The following is a 743-nucleotide window of genomic DNA, read 5'->3' as shown; positions in this document are numbered from 1 at the left end:
TCATAGGTTGGATCTTAAGGAATAAAACTTGAAAACATGCTCTGAATTTGATCTGATAGTAATCGCCAAACCACTATCTATCCCAAAAGCAGAGCATGAATAAATATAATACTGAGTTAAACAAAATAACGAAAGTGCTTAACGATTTTAATATTAACGAAATAGGTAAAACAAGCCGTTTTTGTAGCCGTAAACGAATAATAAAACCTTTCGAATTAGTCATGTCGTTAATAACGGCTCTAGGCGATAAATCGGTAAACACCGTGACAGATTTACATCGTTATTTTGTGAAGTTGACGGAAACTGATGTTCAATATAAACCGTTTCACAATCAACTGAGTAAGCCTGAATTCAGCCAATTGATGAAATCACTGGTCGATGTGGCGTTAAATGAATGGCAGCAACAAATACTCGGCACAGAAGTCACACTGTCAGATTTCAAACGCATCATATTGCAAGACGGAAGTTCGTTCGCAGTGCACGATAGTTTAAAAGATACCTTTAAAGGTCGCTTTACTAAAATAAGTCCTGCGGCAATAGAGGTTCATGTGAGTTGGGATGTGCTTCAAGGTTATCCCGAAGAAATCTCAGTGAGTCCTGATAGCCAAGCTGAATATGATTTTTTACCTGATGCTAAATCGTTAGTCGACACCTTGTTTTTAGCGGATAGAGGTTATTTTAAGTTATCGTATCTTGAATCAATTGATACAGCAGGAGGCTTTTATGTTGTCAGGGCTAAAACC

Annotated in this window: 1 protein-coding gene; it reads left to right on the top strand. The window is 37.3% G+C overall.

Going from position 1 to position 743, the window contains the following annotated elements:
* Positions 1-95: 95 nt before the first annotated feature.
* The coding region (locus tag GQR56_RS21290; RefSeq protein WP_166115382.1) for an IS4 family transposase at positions 96-743 on the top strand (648 nt) is incomplete at its 3' end.

This window comes from Pseudoalteromonas sp. Z9A5 (assembly GCF_011378875.1).
Lineage (GTDB): Bacteria > Pseudomonadota > Gammaproteobacteria > Enterobacterales > Alteromonadaceae > Pseudoalteromonas.
This window is presented reverse-complemented; position numbering and strand designations above follow the sequence as displayed.